The 16,887-nt window shown below is 43.2% G+C and carries 16 protein-coding genes and 1 pseudogene; 7 read left to right on the forward strand and 10 right to left on the reverse strand.

Annotated features, from left to right (window positions below; translation table 11 throughout):
* Window positions 1-5: 5 nt before the first annotated feature.
* The gene (gene ssuD, locus ACYRY3_RS07445; RefSeq protein ID WP_460201060.1) at window positions 6-1,169 is read right to left on the reverse strand and encodes an FMNH2-dependent alkanesulfonate monooxygenase; all 1,164 of its coding nucleotides are present in this window, start codon (window positions 1,167-1,169) and stop codon (window positions 6-8) included.
* A 308-nt stretch (window positions 1,170-1,477) separates the two neighbouring features.
* Between ssuD and ACYRY3_RS07450 the strand changes: the two genes are divergently transcribed.
* Entirely contained in the window at window positions 1,478-1,753 is a 276-nt protein-coding gene (locus ACYRY3_RS07450) for a hypothetical protein (RefSeq protein WP_460201061.1), read from the forward strand.
* 425 nt (window positions 1,754-2,178) lie between these two features.
* Here the strand turns inward: ACYRY3_RS07450 and ACYRY3_RS07455 are convergent, their stop codons facing one another.
* Window positions 2,179-2,856 carry an SRPBCC family protein gene (locus ACYRY3_RS07455; RefSeq protein ID WP_460201062.1) on the reverse strand — a complete coding sequence of 226 codons (678 nt, stop codon included), beginning with the start codon at window positions 2,854-2,856 and terminating at the stop codon, window positions 2,179-2,181.
* Between the two features lie 717 nt (window positions 2,857-3,573).
* The gene (locus tag ACYRY3_RS07460) at window positions 3,574-4,065 is read right to left on the reverse strand and encodes a pentapeptide repeat-containing protein (RefSeq protein WP_460201063.1); all 492 of its coding nucleotides are present in this window, start codon (window positions 4,063-4,065) and stop codon (window positions 3,574-3,576) included.
* Between the two features lie 289 nt (window positions 4,066-4,354).
* Between ACYRY3_RS07460 and ACYRY3_RS07465 the strand changes: the two genes are divergently transcribed.
* Both ACYRY3_RS07465 and ACYRY3_RS07470 read left to right on the forward strand, forming a co-directional pair.
* A complete protein-coding gene (locus ACYRY3_RS07465) occupies window positions 4,355-4,918 on the forward strand; it encodes a hypothetical protein (protein WP_460201064.1) in 564 nt (187 codons plus the stop codon).
* Between the two features lie 160 nt (window positions 4,919-5,078).
* Window positions 5,079-6,152, forward strand: a complete 1,074-nt coding sequence (locus tag ACYRY3_RS07470; protein WP_460201078.1) for a site-2 protease family protein — start codon at window positions 5,079-5,081, stop codon at window positions 6,150-6,152.
* Window positions 6,153-6,727: 575 nt separating this feature from the next.
* Here ACYRY3_RS07470 and ACYRY3_RS07475 read toward each other — a convergent pair.
* The 7 genes and pseudogenes from ACYRY3_RS07475 to ACYRY3_RS07505 all read right to left on the reverse strand — a co-directional run.
* Entirely contained in the window at window positions 6,728-7,330 is a 603-nt protein-coding gene (locus ACYRY3_RS07475) for a DsbA family protein (protein ID WP_460201065.1), read from the reverse strand.
* A gap of 219 nt (window positions 7,331-7,549) precedes the next feature.
* Window positions 7,550-8,179, reverse strand: coding sequence for a response regulator transcription factor (locus tag ACYRY3_RS07480; RefSeq protein WP_460201079.1), 630 nt, complete (start codon window positions 8,177-8,179; stop codon window positions 7,550-7,552).
* Between the two features lie 437 nt (window positions 8,180-8,616).
* Window positions 8,617-9,231 (reverse strand): alpha/beta fold hydrolase, encoded by a 615-nt coding sequence (locus tag ACYRY3_RS07485; RefSeq protein ID WP_460201066.1) that lies wholly within the window; start codon window positions 9,229-9,231, stop codon window positions 8,617-8,619.
* Window positions 9,232-9,362: 131 nt separating this feature from the next.
* Complete coding sequence (locus tag ACYRY3_RS07490; protein WP_460201067.1) at window positions 9,363-10,199, reverse strand: alpha/beta fold hydrolase; 837 nt, start codon at window positions 10,197-10,199, stop codon at window positions 9,363-9,365.
* Window positions 10,200-10,240: 41 nt separating this feature from the next.
* Window positions 10,241-10,633 carry a nuclear transport factor 2 family protein gene (locus tag ACYRY3_RS07495; protein WP_460201068.1) on the reverse strand — a complete coding sequence of 131 codons (393 nt, stop codon included), beginning with the start codon at window positions 10,631-10,633 and terminating at the stop codon, window positions 10,241-10,243.
* Window positions 10,624-10,872: a hypothetical protein gene (locus tag ACYRY3_RS07500; RefSeq protein WP_460201069.1), complete on the reverse strand. Its 249-nt coding sequence runs from the start codon at window positions 10,870-10,872 to the stop codon at window positions 10,624-10,626. Before ACYRY3_RS07500 ends, ACYRY3_RS07495 begins: the two co-directional genes overlap by 10 nt.
* 88 nt (window positions 10,873-10,960) lie before the next feature.
* Window positions 10,961-11,773, reverse strand: a pseudogene (locus ACYRY3_RS07505) (ABC transporter ATP-binding protein); the annotation flags it as partial.
* A gap of 431 nt (window positions 11,774-12,204) precedes the next feature.
* On the opposite strand from ACYRY3_RS07505, the gene ACYRY3_RS07510 reads away from it, so the two are divergent.
* The 4 genes from ACYRY3_RS07510 (at window position 12,205) to ACYRY3_RS07525 (ending at window position 16,660) form a co-directional block, all read left to right on the forward strand.
* Complete coding sequence (locus tag ACYRY3_RS07510; protein WP_460201070.1) at window positions 12,205-12,741, forward strand: single-stranded DNA-binding protein; 537 nt, start codon at window positions 12,205-12,207, stop codon at window positions 12,739-12,741.
* A 348-nt stretch (window positions 12,742-13,089) separates the two neighbouring features.
* Complete coding sequence (locus ACYRY3_RS07515) at window positions 13,090-14,973, forward strand: ABC transporter ATP-binding protein (RefSeq protein WP_460201071.1); 1,884 nt, start codon at window positions 13,090-13,092, stop codon at window positions 14,971-14,973.
* A 108-nt stretch (window positions 14,974-15,081) separates the two neighbouring features.
* Window positions 15,082-16,119: a chemotaxis protein CheB gene (locus tag ACYRY3_RS07520; RefSeq protein WP_460201072.1), complete on the forward strand. Its 1,038-nt coding sequence runs from the start codon at window positions 15,082-15,084 to the stop codon at window positions 16,117-16,119.
* A gap of 160 nt (window positions 16,120-16,279) precedes the next feature.
* Window positions 16,280-16,660 (forward strand): hypothetical protein, encoded by a 381-nt coding sequence (locus ACYRY3_RS07525; RefSeq protein ID WP_460201074.1) that lies wholly within the window; start codon window positions 16,280-16,282, stop codon window positions 16,658-16,660.
* The last annotated feature ends 227 nt before the right edge of the window (window positions 16,661-16,887 follow it).

The following is a 16,887-nucleotide window of genomic DNA, read 5'->3' on the forward strand; positions in this document are numbered from 1 at the left end:
TACTCCTAATCCACAGTAACAGCTTTTGTTTGTGGTTTCTGCTGCCGTGGAAAATCTTGATTGGCAACAATTTCGCCAAACGGACTGATAAGTTGTTGCTGTTCTACAACTGGCAAATTCTCTAGAGGTAGACGGGGGAACAACATTTCTGCAACTCGATAAGCCTCTTCTAAATGGGGATATCCAGAGAGGATAAAGGTATCGATCCCCACTTCTGAATATTCCAGCATTCTTGCAGCCACTGTATCTGGATCTCCAACAAGGGCAGTTCCCGCACCACCTCGCACTAAGCCAATTCCCGCCCACAGGTTTGGACTAATTTCTAAGGCATCTCGGCTGCCATTGTGCAATTGGCTCATACGACGTTGTCCTTCAGAGTCCATACGAGCATAGGCTTGTTGGCTGCGTGCGATCGCCTCTTCATCCACATACCGAATCAACTGATTGGCAGCATCCCAAGCCTCGCTCTCAGCCTCTCGTACAATGACATGCAAGCGAATGCCAAACCTTAATTTCCTTCCTTCTTCTTCTGCCAGTCTGCGAACAGTTGCAATCTTTTGAGCAACCTGGGCTGGTGGTTCGCCCCAAGTCAGGTATACATCAACGTGTTTGGCTGCAATTTGCTGGGCAATGGGAGAAGAACCACCAAACCACAAAGGTGGATAGGGCTTTTGGACGGGAGGAAAGAGTACTTTCCCTTCCTGGATGTTGAGATAGTCACCCTGAAAACTCACGACTTCACCTGCAGCTATTTGTCGCCACACAGTTAAAAACTCATCTGTTAACCTGTAGCGATCGTCATGACTCAGATGCAAGCCATCTCCCGCCAACTCAACCGGATCGCCACCCGTGACAACATTAATTAACAACCGCCCACCAGAAAGACGGTCAAAAGTTGCTGCCATTCTTGCTGCGACTCCCGGCGACATCAATCCCGGACGTATCGCCACTAGAAAGCGCATCTGCTGAGTGTGAGACATCAAACTCGATGCTAAAATCCAGGCATCTTCACAAGAACGACCCGTAGGCAACAATGCTCCAGTGAAGCCTAAGTGATCGACTGCTTGAGCAATCTGACGCAGGTAAGAAAAGCTCACCGATCGCCCGCCAATGGCAGTTCCGAGATAACGCCCATCACCGTGAGTTGGGATAAACCAAAGAAGATGCATGATGCCTATTTAGATTTCCTGCATAATACTTACTCATTCTAATATACGGCAACTCTATAATTTTACCGTACTTAAAGTTTATACTTTAAGAGTATTACACAGCCCATTCAGTGAGGCAAGACTTTTGAATAAAATACATATTTTTTACCAAAATACCGTATTTTATAGTACTTTGTATTCTGTAAGTTAGCTTTCATCCCTCAAACACTTGTATTCTTTGGATTCGAGCCTGCATTACAGCATATGTGCCAACAGTATCTACGCCATAATGAGAATATGGAAAATAGTAGGTAAAACCAGGTGAAATCATGCAGGCTATTTTTTGGACTGTAGAGGAAGTTGCCCAAAGAGCCAAACAGTTTTACGATTGCGGGATTCGTCAAAAGGTCGAGCATAGCGATAATATTGGCAAGATGATTGTCATTGATGCAGAAACTGGCGAATATGGAATTGATAAAACTGGTGTAGAATCAGCATTAAGTTTAAAGCAGAAGAATCCAAACGCTAGATTATTTACTATGCGAATCGGTTATGATGTTGCATTTAGTTTTGGCAATGCTCCATTGAAGCGTACAGTTGAATGATTTCTGGAAGATTGATTGACCAAAGGGCGATAATTCCAGTGATTTTCCGTTTACCACAATAACCAGATTTTTCTGTGGATTTTGCCATTGATACTGGATTCAACGGCTATCTTACCTTACCACCACAAGCAGTTAGTGCAATGAATCTTCCTCTATATTTTAATACATTTATAAGCCTTTACTGGGAACTGCGATGATGGAAGGATATCATCTAGAGATAAATTTTGAAGAAAATGGTTTGGTTTCGTTAGAAAAAATACAATCTCCAATGTCATAAGATTCTTAATTAGATATGCGATCGCTTTTAGATAACAAGCGAAATCAGTAGAGTTATTTACAGGCGTTGGTGTGGCGGACTACTAGGTTGTTACCATATTTTCAGGTGCATTTGTAAGGGCGAACAACCGTTCGCCCCTACCGCGTCTCTACAATTGCTTGTTCTGGGATACAGAGGGTGATTTCCTTTCTGCTTCTTGCTTGATTGCACCCATCATCTTACTCAAAGAATCTTTGAAAATACCGTAGAAGACATCTGCAGGTGTGCCCGATTTGGGTTGAACCTCAACCACTTGCGTAATCAAAACCTGATTTGCTTTTGCACCCGTATACGGAGCAATTGGTTCAATTAACCAGTAGCCTTTCATACTTTTAAGGTCGCCCTCAACTTGTTCAAAATCAATGCGGCTTTTTTCCGTTTCCGTAATGGCTGAGCGAATACGGGATTTGACATTGAGAAGAAACACCTGGCGCGAATCAACCTGCTCAATCAGTTTCTGATTATTGTTGGCACTAATCACTTTGCTTGAGACTACGTTTGGTAGAAATTTTGAAAAATTGTTGTAATCAGTCAGAACCGCCCATGCTGTGTCTAATGAGGTGGTAATGAGGACTCTGGCAGTGTACTTCCCCTTGTCTCCTGTTACAAGCGACTGCCCCTTTCGCAATGCAACCCGTTCATTTGTGGGTAATCGATCCACTGTAGAGTCAAATAATCCAGCTGTGGAAGTGTGTACATTTGCGATGAGAGCGATCGCACTCAAGCATCCGGTAACAAAACAAATCTGCAAAGACTGCAAAATCAAACGAATTCTTTTGTTTTCCATCTTCACCTACACCATTTTCTAGAGAAATAACACTGCTTTTGAAGTATGGCTATTTGGGCATTGCTGAATTTGGTAATGAATTACATCTGTAGTCTGTTTTCCAAATTCCAGCAAATCCCTGTAAAAACGCACCGTTGTAGAGACGCGCTGTTTGAAGCGTCTCTACATTAATGAGGTCATACCTTCTACTGAAGGACAGTTAAGAACTGTTCATTTTATCAGTACACAACTCACCATAAAGCTAGTTACAAACTATGACAGCTTGTAGTAAAATAAGTTGCTGCAAGCGCTCTAGAAAAGAAAACACAAGGTAAAGGATGACCTCCTAATTTTTTTGAAGAAACTTTTGGAGCCTGTAAAGACGATCCCATAGTTATTTTTGGTGAGGGTATTTTTGATGATAGTGAAGAATTGACATGAAGTATTGATTAGACACAGTAGATTGCGATCGCTTTTATTGAAAACGTCCAAATACCACCAAGCACTGGTAAATCTCTCTATCAAAATCAAACAGGTGATATACTGTGCTTTAAGCTGGTAAAAACTATCTATTTTCTTGCTGGTTTAACGAATTTACTGGTTGGTGGGCAGTGCCCACCCTACTCCTTTGGTTAACTAATTTTTTGGTGGTTTAGCTAATTTACTGGCTGGTGGGCAGTGCCCACCCTACGCCGAAACAAGAATAATGCAATTACAAATTGTGCGATCGCATTTATTTTACTTAACAAAACTGCTAAACTTAGCACCATGAAGCTGTAAATCTGCACGTTGATTTTGTGTTAATCCAATACCTTGTCCAAACTCACACCCATCGACAAGAGTATTTAACCATACAGTTTGATTCAAAGTTGCACCAGTTAAATTAGCATTTCTTAAATCGGCGTGAGTAAAATTAGCAAATATAAGGTCTGCATTAATTAAACTGCTTTCACACAAGTTAACCCCAGATAAATTACCACGGATAAAATTAACTTCATCCAAAACCAAACCTGATAAATCTGCCCCCATTAAATTGGGGAATTTTAACTGACTGGGGTTCTGTAAAAATCTCATCATACAGACGATATTGGATTCATTAAGGCGTATATTGGTTAAGAAGTCATAACGGGCTATACCAAGTTGTTTGAGAACTTGTAGTCGTTCTTTGGGGTTTTGCTCTAAAAACTGGATGGCATTGTTACGCAGGTCGTCAATTCTGGTGTTGAGCATGGAATTTCACGGGTATTGGATTTGTGGTGGTTTACCACGATCCGTGAAGTACACCTAATTTAGGGGCGTTATGCCTTGCGTCCTTACAGGCGTACTTCATTGAATCCCAAATCGCTTTAAGCTAATTTGGCAACAGATATTATATTACTTTATAAAAGTTTACAGAATTCAAGGGCTGTAGATAGTATTAAATTATACAAGTATTGCGGCACTTTTCAGGTAAATGAAGTACATAGGTAGGGGCGCAAGACCGCCGCGCCCTTACAACAACCTGTAATTATTGATAGCGATGAAAAGACGAAATCCACTATATAAGAGCAAAGGATATTTGTTAGCAATAACAATAACTTTAGGAATGAGTTGCCTAGCGTTGTATACCATTTTCTTAACTGATATTGTCAGAGCAAGAATTATAGATAGTAATTATTTAGCCAAACAGTTTGAAGCTCAAAGAGAAAAAGAACTTTATAATCCTAATTTTGTTCCTAAAGTTGTCATACAAAGAGGTCGTGAATACGAAAAGGGGCTGGATTTCAAATGTATAACTGGGGCTACATATAAAGTAGGAAGTGGTTGGACTAAAGACAGTAAAGATAGCGATTTTTTTATAGATTATTATGTACCCCCAAATAAAAACGCCATTATTTGTGTATCTCCAGCTTTCGCAGCGGCAATAACTGCCAAAACCAGTAAACCATTTGTTTATGAAGCTTACCCAACTAATTACGGCTTACGTATTCGTATCATCATTGGTGTTTCTGAAGTGAGAGGAATTTGCCAGAGTTTGACAGGGGATGTCAATTGTGCAAATTTTGTCTTGTCACAAGAAGCAGTTGTGCGCTACGTGCCTTAGAGACTCCCTCTTATGGTAGTTTAAAGTTGACTTCATATTTTGCAACATCTAAACTTTGACCCTTATGAGTGGAGAGGAGAACCTTGGGAATAGAACTACGGAGTTTCGTATTTCTCGACAGCCTGCAACCTCAACATGCAGCATACATGGGAACGGTTACATCCATCCATCTTGGTTTTTAGTCCTGGGCTTGGTAACTCTCAGCTACAGCAGTGGATTGGCAGGGCAATTTCCCCAATTGGGCGGATTCGCTTTGCTACTGGGATTGCTAACAGCACTGTTATTATTTGGCTCTGTTGTTGCCCATGAATTGGGACACAGCTTTGTCGCTCTTCGTCAAGGAATTGGCGTTAAATCTATAACGCTGTTTATATTTGGTGGGTTGGCAAGCTTAGAGAGAGAGTCAAAAACCCCAGCAGAGGCTTTTTGGGTTGCCATTGCAGGTCCTTTAGTTAGCCTACTGTTATTTGGTATATTCGCAGCTGTTGGTTTTGCGATCGCTTCCCCAGCACCGCTAGCAGCAATTCTAGGTGTTCTAGCTTCTGTGAATTTGGCATTAGCGCTGTTTAACCTAATTCCTGGCTTGCCTCTAGATGGTGGAAATATCTTAAAAGCTCTTGTTTGGAAGATTACGGGAAATCCTTATAAGGGTGTGGTTTTTGCCAGTCGAGTTGGGCAAATCTTTGGTTGGGTAGCTATAGCTTCTGGTTTATTACCACTGTTATTGTTTGGTAGCTTTGCCAACTTCTGGAACTTGTTAGTCGGTTTCTTTTTACTGCAAAATGCTGGTAATGTAGCTCAATTTGCTAGGGTACAGGAAAAACTGACAGGGTTGACTGCTGCGGATGCCGTCACTACCGACAGCCCGGTTGTAAGTGCCAATCTGACTTTACGAGCATTTGCTGATGAACGGATTTTGAGTTGGCAAAACTGGTATCGTTTCTTAGTGACTGATGATAACGGACAGCTTGTAGGAACAATATCCGTTGACGATTTGCGAACTATTCCTACGGCACTGTGGTCAGAAACTCAAATCAGACAAGTCATGCGATCGGCTGAACAATTTACCACTGTAAAATCTGACCAAGCGTTACTAGATGTAGTGCAACTCCTAGAACAAAGAAAGTTATCTACACTCGCTGTAATTCGTGACAATGGTGTACTTGTCGGGCTCTTAGAAAAAGCTTCTATTATTAATTTACTTCAGAATAGAGTCCAAGTAAATCCTGCATAGATTCTGTAGAGACGTTAGTATAACGTCTCTAAATTTTTTATATTGCCATCAATACGGTACTCAGCCTTGATTGTCCGGAGAAATGAAAGACTACCACATCTCCAGGTTTGGCTTGGTTGATGAGATGTTCTAGAGTTTTGAGAGGGTATGCAAAAATGTCACCTGCAATTCATATAGGAACTCGTTCCGAAGCAGAGACAATTTTAAAACTCATAGGTAACGTCAGTGAAAGCGATACCATAAAAACCACACTTCAATAAAACCATATTGAGAAATGTTTTTTGCCGTTTTGAGTAGAATTTAGGCGTTATACCAAGCAGTAAAGCAAATCGCGTGAGTGTTTTCATAGTTTCTTCTTGCAGTTTTGAGTGTTCGATTTTTACCCTGATACTTGCTTCAAATATTTCTCAAACCATTTCACCGCACTTGTACTTGCAATCTTGAAGCCCTCTCCTTGATAACAATCAAAGTGTCCACCCTTCAGAATTGGAGGGAGTTCGGTTCCATCGCACGCGCACAGACAGCAGCAGTCAACTCAGCAGGTGCAAGAAAGTCCTTCTCACTTACGATGAGGCTTAACGACTTGCAGTGACAATAGCTGCCGTCAACTGCTCAATCTTCCAGCGCTCGGTATACCGAATTCCATTAATGAACAGGGCTGGGGTAGCTGTTACTCCACTGAGTAATCCGCTTTGAATATCTTTATTGATGCTATCGAGATGCACTTGTTGGTATATATCTTGCAGAAATTGGGGGATATCAAGTCCTAGATCGTTAGCGTACTCTATAAGATAGCCGTTTCCCAACTCTTGTTGATGGGCGAATAAAATATCGTGCATCTGCCAAAACAGACCTTGGGCAGCCGCCGCTTGGGCTGCTTCCGCCGCACGTTGAGCATGAGAATGAATCTGTATCTGTGGAAAATGACGGAAGATGAAGCATAAATAGTTCTCTCCAAAAGAAACACTAAGTTGTCGCCTAATGACTTTAATTAGCCGATAAACGTCCGCACTTTCAGGAGACTCATAGTCCCCATACATGACCAGCACCACGGGGGCGCTTAGCACACCTTGTATGGGATCCTGTGTTGAAGGCGGAAAGAATAACAAACTGCAATCTCGGTCTTGACTCACTCGATACCTCTGAGGGAAGAAATGCTGATTGCAAGCAATCGCCATAAGACCCTCTTTCTGGGATTTATGTAAAGCCAACTTAAATCTTGCAACTCAATTGCCTTTCTTCGTTTGCATAAATTCAATATATGCAATTGCCTATAAGAAGTCGTCAACTTTGAGTTGAAACTTTTGTTTGATCGAGTGATTGATGAATCAATCCATCTCAAAATCGAAGCTTGGCTCCAACTAAAGTTGGAATCTAAATTCAAACTGAAGTACCGCCTACAAACTCGCAATCCCGCGTTTGACTGCAACAATCACGGCTTGGGTGCGACCGGTGACTCCCAACTTACTTAAAATTCGATTAACGTGAGATTTGACAGTACTTTCACTGATATTCAAAGCGGTGCTAATGTCTAGATTACTCATTCCCCGCGTCATCAAACGGAGTACTTCTAGCTCTCGTTCGCTCAGTTCTGGATGGCTCATCCGCTGCACCAGTTTTGCCCCCACATCTGGTGGAATATACTGCTGAGCGCAATGAACTGTGCGAATTGCATTCAGAAGCTCATTGGGTTTAGCATCCTTAAGCAAATATCCTTTAGCGCCCGCGTGCAATCCGCGATAGATATCTTCATCGCTATCGTAGGTTGTTAGTACAATAATTCGGGCAGGTTTAAATTCAGCACAAATAGCAGCAATGGCTTCAACTCCTCCGACTTGCGGCATTCGCAAATCCATCAATGTCACATCTGGTTGGTGTTCCCGAAATAAGTCGATCGCCTGTTGCCCATCTTCTGCTTGAGCAATTACCGTCATTTCTGGGTCACGATTGATGATGGTTGCCAATCCTTGCCTGACTATGGCATGGTCGTCAGCAATCAAAACCCGAATTGTAGTCGATTGACTCATCATTCTTTTCATCCTTGATTAACAATCGCAACAATTTCTGTTCTCTTTCCTGGTTGGCTCTCCATTCTCAATTGCGCTCCCATGCTCTGTGCCCTTTCGCTCATTTATAGCAATTCCTTAGGCAAATGAAGTACAAGAGTAGGGGCTCTCGGCTGTTCGCCCTTACAACTGAGTGTAGCCCACTAGATTCGGAAACGCCATATTAGTAAGCAAAGGAGCAGGGGAGCAACGCGAAATCAAACTAAAAAAAGCGATTGCTCCCTAAAGTATCTTAATAGGAGCGGGATATTTTGAAATCTAACTCCCTATGATAACATTAAAATTTACATCCGAACATTACAGGTATTACAGAACGGCGACCAACCCTTCTTTTACTTTGTTGAAAAACCAATCGGGTTGTTCAAGCCAGGGAAAATGACCAGCCTTTTCAATCAAAATTAGCTTAGAACTTGCAATCCCCATATGAAGTCGATAGCATGGAGTGGCGAACAAATAAAGTCATGGCTCCCAACTACAACCAAAGTTGGAATATCTATCTCTCCAAGCCGCGACATCAGATTGATTTTGTTCCACTGGCATTGAGCAGCACCCTTAAACGCATCTACAGACATTGATGTTGCAGCATGGCGAGCTGCATCCCGCTCAAGATTAGCGACATCATAGTAATAGAATGGCAGGATAGTTTGGGTTAATCTCGCAAGCTCTGCATCTGACTCTGGCATCTCCTGACTTGTAAATGCTTTGTAGGCAAGGTCAAACCAGGGTTCGTGCTGGCGTTCCTGCATACCCGCTTCCCTATCCGTGCGTGACTGTTCATCTTGAAAGCTTACTGTATCAAGAAGTATAAGACCAGCACAATGCTCTGGGTACTGTAAGGCATAATAGAGCGCGTGACGCCCAGTTTCAGAGTGTCCCATTAACCAGACGCGTTCTTGCCCTAACTGATGTCGGAGTGCATTCAGATCGGCAGCAAAACAATCGTATGTATAAGGTATATAAGTCACCCAGTACTCAGTAAGAAGTCCCTTGGCTGGGTTGCAAGATAAGACCATTTTGATTCATTTGAGATATAGGTATATCTATTTCTCCACAATGTGAGGTTTGTGAACTTGGGTCCATCGAAGGATGTCAGGTTTTATGTGACATACCATCGATAGCAATCTACTAGATGTTAGAAGGTCAATTAATTTCTTTTAAGGAAGTCTAGCAGCACGGGATTGACTCGATCTGCATGAGTCCAGTTGATAGCATGGGGACCGCCCGGTATCACGACAAGGTGACTGTCTTTAATTAACTTCGGTAGTCTTGCGGCGGTAGACGCAAGTGGAAGAATGCGATCGGCATCCCCATGAACAATTAAGGTTGGCACATCAATACGTGGCAAATCGTCACGGAAATCGGTTAGCCATGACGGTACACAGTCCAGAGTCCCTTTAGCGGAAGCTCCTACTGCAACATTCCAACTCATCTGAATAGCATTGTTGCTAATACGATCGCCTAGTAGGACATCTACGTTAAAAAAGTCTTTGAAAAATGCCGATAGATAAGCTGGGCGATCTTCTACGATACTTTTCATAATCCCGTCGAAAACACTGCGATCGACTCCTTCAGGATTATCATCTGTTTTCAACAAGAAGGGCGGCACTGGAGCCATTAGCACTGCTTTACTAACGCGCTCTGAACCGTACTTACCAAGATAGCGCGTCACTTCACCGGTCCCCATTGAAAAACCAACTAATACGGCATCCCGCAGGTCGAGTTCTGTCATTAGCTTGTTGAGATCGGCAGCGAAGGTGTCGTAGTCATAGCCAAACGACGGCTGATTGGAAGCACCAAAGCCCCGGCGATCGTAAGTAATGACCCGATAACCAGCTTCTAGCAAAACCGCTACCTGTTTCTCCCAGGAATGACCGCTTAAAGGAAAACCGTGAATCAGCACAATCGGTTGCCCTGCTCCGAAGTCTTCGTAGTAGATATCAATGCTTCCAGAGTTCTCTTTACCGACGGTAACGTAAGGCATTAGAGTTTCCTTTTTTATAGGTTTGTTGTCAAGCTTCCGGTTTAGATAAAGAAGGCATTCATGCCGTCAACGTCAGAGAGAAAAGTCTCGATTGCTGCAATCCTACCATCTCTAAGACGACATACCGTAGCCAGATACTCATCGAGTATCCGATCGCCCTGTTTTGCAGTATTGTGTAAAGACAGAGCTACATTGTCTCGACTGACGAGAATGTGCAGTAGCTCGAAGTTCAGTCCATAACTTGCAATTTTACGGGCGCGATCGACCACGGCATCAGCTCCATTTGCAGTTCCTGAAATTGTATTGTTACCTGGCAGTGTCCAGTGTGCATCCTCAGTGAGGAGGACACGAATTGCACTCCAATCGCGTGCAGTGAGTGCCGCGTGGAAACGATGGGCAATGTCAAGTTGGACGTGGCGAGCGGTCACTTGCATAAAGACTCCTGCTTGCGATCGGGAATATCTAGAGAATTGATTAAACCAAGACGAACAAACGCAAAGAGACATAGAATAATTAACCCAGAAGCAAATAGAGTGGCAATCCCCAAAAACTCGATTCTTTGTGCTAAATTTAAGTGTTTATCTGTCAACGTTAGAAGCACAAAGGCGATTGATGGATTAATTGCTGGGTTAAACACCGTTGAAATAGTTTCTGCATTAATTTTATTCATCATCCTACAAGCATCTGTGACTCTTATGGTCCCGAACAATTTTTCAACAAGTAATAGTGCTTGAAAATTTTCAAACTTTTCATAGATGATTTAGAATTACTACATTAGTGTGGTCGTGGGTAACGTAAATTGTCGTGACACCCAACTGACGTTGCAGTTTGACAATTTGAGCGCGGGTTTCAGCGCGGAGTTTGGCGTCTAAGTTAGAAAGAGGTTCATCCATCAAAAACACTTGAGGATTCCGTGCAATTGCGCGTCCTAATGCTACTCTTTGCCTTTGTCCCCCAGAAAGCTGTTTGGGTAAACGATTGAGCAAGGCTTCAATTTGCAGTAACTGAGCAACATCACGCACCCGTTTATCCACTACCCGTTCTTTCTCGGAAACGTATCTTAGCCCCTTCGGTAACTTTCTTGTCATCCCTACTAGTAAATCTGTTGTGGAGATGGGAAAACGCGGTGATACGCAGATATTTTCCCCCCCTCTTTTCCCCTCCCTCACTCCTTCAGAACGGCGTCGCAACCCAAAAGCGATGTTCTCATACACTGTCATATGGGGATAGAGAGCATAGTTTTGAAACACCATTGCAATGTCTCGTTCTTTGGGTGGTAAGTCATTTACCAAGCGATCTCCCACCCAGATATTACCGCCTGTTAATATTTCCAATCCAGCAATTAACCGCAGGAGGGTACTTTTCCCGCAACCAGAGGGTCCTACCAGAACCATAAATTCTCCATCCGTCACCGTTAAGTTGATTCGCCGCAAAACACCGGCATTTTCTACACGATGAGCCACAGGATCGCTGGTTGTCTCAGAGGTAGATGGGCGTTGAATGGGTGATGCAACACTTTCCCCTTTACGAGGAGGGAAACTTTTATAAATGTTTTCTAGAACAACTTGCGCCACGAGTGTTTTAACAATAGCCTTAGAGATAATTTATAAAGTAAATATTAAAACCTGTTGGTTGGGTTGGGTTCCTCAATGCCGAAATTGAATGAACGTTGGGTTGGGTTCCTCAATGCCGAAATTGAATGAACGTTGGGTTGGGTTCCTCAATGCCAAAATTGAATGAACGTTGGGTTGGGTTCCTCAACCCAACCTACACAATAATATTATATTGAGCGATTTCAGCACCAAATAACACACTTTGAGAAAAATAGGAAAAGTTAATTACAAATTATTACATGGTACAATTATACTAATTTATATTTGTCAAGAGTCTTTGTTACGGACAAAAGACCAAGGACAAAGGACAAATGGCGACCAATATAGTTATATTTAATTTCGCCCACTTACTTACATTCGAGTCTTTTGCACTTTTTTAGAAGGAAAACGACATGAATCTCTGTATTTTGATGGTAGAAATCATTGAAGAACCGCAACTCCGCCACAGACCAGATGGGTTGGAACTCACTGAGATGGTGGTACAGTTCCCATCAATGCGGGCAGAAGAACCGCCAGCAACTTTAAAAGCGGTAGGCTGGGGCAATTTGGCGAACGAGATTTATCAAAATTATCACCAAGGCGATCGCGTCCTGATAGAAGGTCGCCTCAATATGAATACTATTCCCCATCCAGAAGGTTACAAGGAGAAACGTGCTGAATTGACAGTACAAAGAATTCACGCTCTAGGAACAGCTGTTGATACAAACTCATCATCCGTTGCTAGAACACCTTCACCTGCGGCGTCTTCTGCAAAAACGACTCCTTCTTACGAGCCTCCCCGAACTACATCTACCCCAGTCCCAAGCAACGTTGGTGCCTTTTCCCAAGATAATTCCGACGAACAACGCATACCCCAAAGCCAAAGTTTTGAGCGCAGTACCTATCCAGCACCCATCGAAGAAGCAGATCCGGATGATATTCCGTTTTAAGGCGGTGAGATTGGCAACAGATGAAATAATGGATGTCACGGATACATTGTCTGTGGATGTCGGCAATGTTCATCCACTATATTCGCTATATTATCTGTTGCCTATGCTACATTTTATCCTAATAAGTCAGTAGGTGGGAATAAAAGCATCTGTGTTAAGGAATGTGAAGATAGCTGAAACCTCTACAAATGAACAAAATAAAAGATGAGCTTAACTGGTGACTGGTGAACTGGACTTACGCAAACTTACTTATGTGTGATTTTTAATGCAAATTGGGAAAAATAGAAAGTCGCTGTTAAAATCCAAATATTCCAAATATTTATAAGTTCCAATTTGAACCCAACTCCTATGAGAGAAACTATTCTGGAAGTTCGTAATTTACAAGTTGAGTTTGTAGGTGATACCAAAGTTGTTAAAGCTGTAGATGGTATTTCTTTTGATTTGCACAGAGGGGAAACTCTGGGAATAGTAGGGGAGTCTGGAAGTGGAAAATCTGTAACGTCCCTGGCAATCATGGGTTTGATACAAAATCCGGGGAAAGTAAGTGGCGGTGAGATTTTGTTTCGCCTCCAAGACAATGGCAAAACTGTAAATTTGGCAAAGTTGTCTGGCGAGGAGATGCAACTCCACAGAGGTGGCGACATCGCCATGATATTTCAAGAACCAATGAGTTCCCTCAATCCAGTTTACACGATTGGGTTTCAGTTAACAGAAGCAATTTTGCGACATCAAAATATATCCTCAGGTGAAGCGAGAAAACAAGCGATCGCCCGCCTGCAAGAAGTTAAGCTTTTGCCTAGCGATGAAGCATTAAGGGAACAGTATATCGAGACGTGGAAAACCTCCTTTGGTTCATCAACCCCGGACGAGCAAAAGTTGGCACAGTTGGTAAAACAACACAAAGAAGCAATCTTAGAACGTTACCCTCACGAACTTTCAGGAGGTCAATTGCAGCGGGTGATGATAGCAATGGCAATTTCCTGCAACCCGTTGTTATTGATTGCTGACGAACCAACCACAGCATTGGATGTAACGGTTCAAGCGACCATCCTTGAGTTGTTGCGGGAGTTGCAGCAACGCCGTGAAATGTCAATGATTTTTATCACTCACGACTTAGGGCTGATTGCAGAAACAGCCGACAAAGTTGCAGTAATGTACAGGGGCAAAATTGTAGAACAAGGTTCAGCCGGACAAATTTTTACGAATCCCCAACATCCCTATACCAAAGGCTTAGTCGCTTGTCGCCCCACACTTAACCGCCGACCGCAAAAATTACTCACAGTTTCCGACTACATGAAGGTAGAAGAGACACCAGCAGGAGAGGTGGTAATAGAGCCAAAACAACCCGCACAGCCACAAGAAGTCTCGATTGAGGAATTTTCTCAAAGGTTGGCGACCTTAGAACAACAGCAACCTTTGTTGCAAGTCCGCAATCTCAAAGTTGGTTTCCCCGTGCGAGGGTTATTTGGTGGTACAAAACGCTACTATATGGCAGTGAATGGTGTTTCCTTTGATGTCAAAAAAGGGGAAACTCTGGGATTGGTGGGAGAATCGGGTTGTGGCAAAACCACTGTTGGGAAAACCTTGCTGCGATTAATTGAACCGATGGGGGGTGAAATTCTGTTTGAGGGACGAGATATTACAAATCTCAAAGGCAATGCGTTGCAAGAGTTGCGAAGGGAAATGCAAATTGTCTTTCAAAATCCCTTTAGCGCCCTCGACCCGCGAATGAAAATCGGGGATGCGATTATGGAACCGTTGGTGATTCACTCAATTGGCTCAACGAAACAGCAACGTCGCGATCGCGTTGCTTATCTTTTAGAAAGGGTGGGTTTGAGTGCAGATGCTATCAAGCGCTATCCCCATCAGTTTTCCGGTGGTCAACGCCAAAGGATTTGCATTGCCCGTTCCTTAGCTTTGAATCCTAAGTTTATCATTTGTGATGAATCAGTGTCTGCCCTTGATGTATCGGTGCAGGCGCAGGTGCTGAATTTGCTCAAAGAGTTACAAGATGAATTTGGTTTGACTTATATTTTTATTTCCCACGATTTAAGTGTGGTGAAATTTATGAGCGATCGCATTTTAGTCATGAATCGCGGTCAAATTGTGGAACAGGGTACAGCAGAGACAATCTATCGAGAACCTAAAGAGGAGTACACTCAGAAGTTAATAGCGTCAATTCCTACGGGTAGCCCCGAACGGGTGCAACGACGTCAAGTCCCGGCATCCTAGACAAAATAAATCTGCTAAAAGCTAGGTAAATAGCTGCCCTCATTTTGTTAATCTGATTTTAAGAGCAGTGTAGTTAAGTACTCCGCTGCCAAAAGGAGGAATCAAAAAATGCCCGGACACGACATTATCGTTGTCGGTGCATCGGCAGGGGGAGTCGAAGCGCTTACTTACTTAGTAAAAAATTTGCCAGATGATTTAGATGCTGCTATTGTCATAGTTTTACACGTACCCAGTCATAGTAACAGCGTTTTACCTCGCATTCTCGCTCGCGCAGGCAATTTGCCTGCCGCTCATGCGAAGGATGGTGAATTGATTTCGCCAGGACGAATTTATATTGCCCCACCGGACTATCACCTATTAGTAAAACCGGGATATTTGCAACTCTCGCGGGGACCAAGAGAAAATAACCACCGTCCAGCTATCGACCCTCTGTTTCGTACTGCTGCACGAGCTTACGGGGGGCGAGTCATTGGGGTAATACTAACAGGTGTCCTTGATGATGGTACGGCAGGATTGAAGGCAGTAAAAATGCGGAAGGGTGTAGCGGTTGTTCAAGATCCCGATGATGCCATGTATTCGGGAATGCCCCTCAGTGCCATTGAAAACATAGACAATATTGATTTTGTCGTGGCACTATCAGATATTCCCAGTACGTTGGTAAATTTGGTAAACACGCCAGTGGAAGTCGAAGCAGAAAATTCCGTTCCTAACGAGGTGGAATTTGAATCTGATTTGGCGGAGATGAATATGGAAGCACTCAACAACGATAATAAACCCGGTAAACCTTCTCCCTTTGCTTGTCCTGATTGTGGTGGTACTCTTTGGGATCTATCAAAGGGTGATTTATTGCGGTTCCGATGCCGTACAGGTCATGCTTTCTCTGCAGTCAGCCTGCAAGCAAAACAATCTGATGCTGTAGAAGATGCTCTGTGGATTGCTCTTAGGGCATTAGAAGAGAAAGCAGCTTTAACACGTCGTATGGCTCAACGAATGCGCGATCGCAACCAAGTTCTGTCAGCAAAAAGATTAGAAGATGAGGCAATCGATGTCCAAGAACGTGCCACTGTCATCCATAATCTACTGAGCCAAGGCAATTCTACCCTAGGGAAGGAAGAACTCAATGATGAAGTTGCCCAGGTAGAATAAAAATGTATTGTGCTAGTTGTACTTGTAATGAAAGGGGACTTGGATCGGCAATTGGAGGTCAGGGAAGGGATCGTCAATAACTCTACCTGGTCCTACATCCACCGAAAGTCACCCCTAACCCCTTAGTAGAATTAAGCAACTTTAGGGTTTTGAACGGAGTATGGACAAAGATCTAACCAAACCTCAGAACTTGCAAAAGAAAGAAGAACTCAACGTTGCCGAGCGCCAGGAAGAGCAACGGCAAATTTCAGAGGAGGTGCGGCAATCTGCTGAAGTACAAAGGATATTACGGGAAAAGCAACGGCAGTCTGCTGAAGTAGATAGAGTATTGCAGGAAGAGCAACGACAGTTTGCCGAACAAGCACGACACTTTGCTGAACAAACACGAAATTTTGCCGAAGAGGCACGGCTGGCTGCCGAACAAGCACGACACTTTGCCGAAGAGGCACGACAGATTAAGGCAGAACAAGAGGAAATTTTGAAGGAGATACAGGAGTCTACTCAAGCGCTTCGACAGGCGAAAGCAGAGTTAGATAAGTAATCGAACTCCAAGTAGAAACGCGATGTGTCACGTATTTAAAGCCTGCCGAGTTACCATGCTTGCATGAGCGAAAACTTCCTAACAAAGCTCTATTTTCTATGACTCCTCATATTAAGTCCGGTTAATTAGTTATTATTAAACAATTTGTGTAAAAACCGGAAAACCCGCTCCCCCTCTCCCCATCTCCCCCTCCCCCCATCTGCCTTAATGATAAGTCTTTACCCGGA

It is taken from the genome of Scytonema sp. NUACC21 (assembly GCF_054684315.1).

Bases quoted from the DNA above. Each gene is read 5' to 3' on its own strand.
- ssuD (WP_460201060.1), bottom strand. From the start codon at position 1,169: ATGCATCTTCTTTGGTTTATCCCAACTCACGGTGATGGGCGTTATCTC.
- ACYRY3_RS07450 (WP_460201061.1), top strand. From the start codon at position 1,478: ATGCAGGCTATTTTTTGGACTGTAGAGGAAGTTGCCCAAAGAGCCAAA.
- ACYRY3_RS07455 (WP_460201062.1), bottom strand. From the start codon at position 2,856: ATGGAAAACAAAAGAATTCGTTTGATTTTGCAGTCTTTGCAGATTTGT.
- ACYRY3_RS07460 (WP_460201063.1), bottom strand. From the start codon at position 4,065: ATGCTCAACACCAGAATTGACGACCTGCGTAACAATGCCATCCAGTTT.
- ACYRY3_RS07465 (WP_460201064.1), top strand. From the start codon at position 4,355: ATGAAAAGACGAAATCCACTATATAAGAGCAAAGGATATTTGTTAGCA.
- ACYRY3_RS07475 (WP_460201065.1), bottom strand. From the start codon at position 7,330: ATGGCGATTGCTTGCAATCAGCATTTCTTCCCTCAGAGGTATCGAGTG.
- ACYRY3_RS07480 (WP_460201079.1), bottom strand. From the start codon at position 8,179: ATGAGTCAATCGACTACAATTCGGGTTTTGATTGCTGACGACCATGCC.
- ACYRY3_RS07485 (WP_460201066.1), bottom strand. From the start codon at position 9,231: ATGGTCTTATCTTGCAACCCAGCCAAGGGACTTCTTACTGAGTACTGG.
- ACYRY3_RS07490 (WP_460201067.1), bottom strand. From the start codon at position 10,199: ATGCCTTACGTTACCGTCGGTAAAGAGAACTCTGGAAGCATTGATATC.
- ACYRY3_RS07495 (WP_460201068.1), bottom strand. From the start codon at position 10,633: ATGCAAGTGACCGCTCGCCACGTCCAACTTGACATTGCCCATCGTTTC.
- ACYRY3_RS07500 (WP_460201069.1), bottom strand. From the start codon at position 10,872: ATGATGAATAAAATTAATGCAGAAACTATTTCAACGGTGTTTAACCCA.
- ACYRY3_RS07510 (WP_460201070.1), top strand. From the start codon at position 12,205: ATGAATCTCTGTATTTTGATGGTAGAAATCATTGAAGAACCGCAACTC.
- ACYRY3_RS07515 (WP_460201071.1), top strand. From the start codon at position 13,090: ATGAGAGAAACTATTCTGGAAGTTCGTAATTTACAAGTTGAGTTTGTA.
- ACYRY3_RS07520 (WP_460201072.1), top strand. From the start codon at position 15,082: ATGCCCGGACACGACATTATCGTTGTCGGTGCATCGGCAGGGGGAGTC.
- ACYRY3_RS07525 (WP_460201074.1), top strand. From the start codon at position 16,280: ATGGACAAAGATCTAACCAAACCTCAGAACTTGCAAAAGAAAGAAGAA.